Source organism: Paenibacillus phytorum (genome assembly GCF_013141715.1).
Lineage (GTDB): Bacteria > Bacillota > Bacilli > Paenibacillales > NBRC-103111 > Paenibacillus_E > Paenibacillus_E phytorum.
Map to the genome: position 1 here is coordinate 1 of NZ_WHOA01000160.1, position 2,793 is coordinate 2,793.

4 protein-coding genes are annotated in these 2,793 nt (G+C 42.6%); 3 read left to right on the forward strand and 1 reads right to left on the reverse strand.

Going from position 1 to position 2,793, the window contains the following annotated elements:
• Nucleotides 1-139 precede the first annotated feature (139 nt).
• Nucleotides 140-1,462: an IS4 family transposase gene (locus GC098_RS23600; RefSeq protein ID WP_171645669.1), complete on the forward strand. Its 1,323-nt coding sequence runs from the start codon at nucleotides 140-142 to the stop codon at nucleotides 1,460-1,462.
• Between the two features lie 225 nt (nucleotides 1,463-1,687).
• Here GC098_RS23600 and GC098_RS23605 read toward each other — a convergent pair whose 3' ends face one another.
• A complete protein-coding gene (locus GC098_RS23605) occupies nucleotides 1,688-2,083 on the reverse strand; it encodes a MerR family transcriptional regulator (protein WP_171645670.1) in 396 nt (131 codons plus the stop codon).
• Nucleotides 2,084-2,161: 78 nt separating this feature from the next.
• Here GC098_RS23605 and GC098_RS23610 point away from each other — a divergent pair, with 78 nt between their 5' ends.
• Both GC098_RS23610 and GC098_RS23615 read left to right on the forward strand, forming a co-directional pair.
• Complete coding sequence (locus GC098_RS23610) at nucleotides 2,162-2,413, forward strand: hypothetical protein (RefSeq protein WP_171645671.1); 252 nt, start codon at nucleotides 2,162-2,164, stop codon at nucleotides 2,411-2,413.
• Between the two features lie 4 nt (nucleotides 2,414-2,417).
• Nucleotides 2,418-2,765 carry a hypothetical protein gene (locus GC098_RS23615; protein ID WP_246358885.1) on the forward strand — a complete coding sequence of 116 codons (348 nt, stop codon included), beginning with the start codon at nucleotides 2,418-2,420 and terminating at the stop codon, nucleotides 2,763-2,765.
• Nucleotides 2,766-2,793: the final 28 nt, after the last annotated feature.

The window sequence follows — 2,793 nt, forward strand, 5'->3', positions numbered from 1 at the left end:
GAGGTCCAAATATTAAGGAAAAGAGCAGGTTATCGAAAAAGATAGCCCGCTCTTTTTTTGTACGAAAAAGAGAAATAAGACTTGACAAGTAGGTATAAATGTGCGGCGAAGCCCCTTGAAAAACGAGGAGGTTACGCCAATGAATGAGTACGCAAATTCGCTAAAACAAAAATTGACATCCCTCATACGAGAAATGTCAGCGCTACCCGCACCTTATGTCAAAAACCCTGAAAAAGATTTTACCCGAAAGAAAAAGCTTCCCTTTGAAACGGTCATGCAGCTCCTGATCTCTATGGGTGGCAACAGCTTATACAAGGAGATCTTGGAATCACAAGGCTATGACGTAAATACCGCAACCACTTCTGCTTTTGTCCAGCAGAGAAATAAAATCCTGCCGTCTGCTGTGGAATGCTTGTTTCACAAATTTACGCAATCGCATACGGATGTCAAGGACTACCGAGGGTATCGATTAATTGCCATTGACGGTTCGGATTTGCATATCCCAACGGACCCTGCGGACACAGACACCTACTTTCAAAGTCAACCCAACACGAAAGGCTATAACCTTCTTCATTTGAACGCAGCCTATGACCTCTGCAACAGACTGTACGTAGATGCCAATGTTCAGCCGCGAAGGTTGCGTAACGAGGGAAGAGCGCTGGCTGCTATGGTCGACCGTTCCCCCATCAAGGGCAAAACCATTGTTATTGCCGATCGAGGTTATGAAAGTTACAACAATTTCGCGCATATTGAACGCAAAGGATGGAACTATGTCATACGGGTAAAAGATTTGGATTCAAGTGGTATTCTTTCGGGCTTGTGTTTGCCCTCTGGCGGAGAATTTGATCGAAACATTCATCTGACACTCACCAAAAAACAAACAAAAGCGGTCAAGACTCATCCCGAGATTTACAAGTACGTCCCTTCCTCGTCTACCTTTGATTTTTTAGATTTGCATGAGAACTTTTTTCACCCGATTTCCTTTCGGGTTGTTCGTTTCGTCCTGCCGAGTGGAACTTATGAAACCGTCATTACGAATCTTTCTGCCGATGATTTCCCACCCGAGGAACTGGGGTCCATTTATAACATGCGCTGGGGCATTGAAACCTCTTTTAGAGCTTTAAAATACACTGTTGGTCTGACGAGTTTTCACGCGAAGAGACGAGAGTCCATCATCCAAGAGATTTTTGCAAGAATGATTATGTACAATTTCGCTGAAATGATGACCTCGCACGTCGTCATTTCCCAAATGGATAAACGGCACCAATACCAAGTTAATTTCACGGTCGCCGTTCACGTTTGTAGACATTTCCTGCGCTCAAAAGGTGATGAACCCCTGCCTAATGTTGAAGCACTGATTCGCAAAAACATTTTGCCGATTCGACCCGTTCGCAAAGGGCAGCAGAATACGCGTAAAATCCGCTGGAAATCAGTCGTGAGCTTCGTCTATAGAGTAGCATAATTCGTTTCACATGAACATTTTTTAAAGCGGACACTCCATCCGCTTTGTTTGCTGTGCGCTTTTTCTTTGCTTTCACCAAAAAAACAAACGGCACAGGACTTTTCCCATGCCGTTTCAGATTTCATTTTTATTCCTGTTCTTGTCTTTGAACTTAACTAAATGACATTGGCCGCGTGGCAGCCCTTCACCCCGTTAAACGAAGAACAAAATCATTTACTCCTTTCGCTATGAACAAGTGCCGGTGGTCTTTATTTTATCAAAGCATTCAGACCAGGTGAGGCATTTGCATTTTAAGCCATCGTCTAAAATTTGAATCATCGAATTAATTTGTTTCTTTTTCTCTTCAAGCTGAGCGCGTTTTTCTCTCGCCATTTCTTCCCATCTACCCGATGTAGGGATTGTTTCAAATCCTTCAAGCAAAACCGCAATTTCTGGAATCGTAAACCCGGTATGCTGTGCTATTTTTATAAATGTAATTCGCTCCAGAAGGCTCTCGGAATAGCGACGCTGACCATTTTTACGGTCTGTATTTGGTAGCAGTCCAATGGATTCATAATATCGAAGGGTCGATGGATTCACATCTGCTTTAGCTGCTAGTTGACCAATACTAAGTTCTGACATTTATATGCACCTCACTTGACTTAAAGTAAGCTTTAAGTATTATGATGTAATTATAATATTAATGAGGTGGTGGCGTAAATGAAAAAAAGTGAATGGTTAGCGGGGCTTGGTATTCTTGGAGCATGCGCGCTTTGTTGTGCAGTGCCTTTACTTGGCGGCGCGGCTGTTCTTGGCATATCTTCTTTCTTTTTAAATCCAGTGGTGATTGTGATATTGGCTCTCGTTCTTATTACGGTGGCAGTTGTTGTATATCAGCGCCGAAAGGCAAATGGAACATCTTGCATGAAGCCAGGTTGCAGCTGCAAGTCTTGTGCTAGTGGAAGGAGCTAAGCATATGAAAAATGAAGTGCCTGTTGCTTGCTGCCACTCCGTTTTTACGAAAGTAGAGCGGATGAATTACAAAGATGCTTGGGGCGAATTAGAAAAAAGAAGGACGGCTGTAACGGAGATTGAAGCAGGTTTCCAATATCAATTTCCCGGCGACTCGGAAACGCTTCGCATTCTGTATGATTGGATTAGTCTAGAGAGGAAATGCTGTCCGTTTTTAACTTTTACGGTGACAGCAAGTAGCGAAGATGAGCCGGTTTTCCTTCAATTAACTGGAACCGAAGATGCAAAATCATTTTTACGTTCAGAAATTAACGATATGATTACTTTGATTACTACAACGAACGATAGATAGTGTGTAATTAATAATTTTGAGAGCAAAT

What these genes read in the sequence shown, in the direction of transcription:
- GC098_RS23615 (WP_246358885.1), top strand. Translation starts at nt 2,418, where the DNA reads ATGAAAAATGAAGTGCCTGTTGCTTGCTGCCACTCCGTTTTTACGAAA.
- GC098_RS23605 (WP_171645670.1), bottom strand. Translation starts at nt 2,083, where the DNA reads ATGTCAGAACTTAGTATTGGTCAACTAGCAGCTAAAGCAGATGTGAAT.
- GC098_RS23600 (WP_171645669.1), top strand. Translation starts at nt 140, where the DNA reads ATGAATGAGTACGCAAATTCGCTAAAACAAAAATTGACATCCCTCATA.
- GC098_RS23610 (WP_171645671.1), top strand. Translation starts at nt 2,162, where the DNA reads ATGAAAAAAAGTGAATGGTTAGCGGGGCTTGGTATTCTTGGAGCATGC.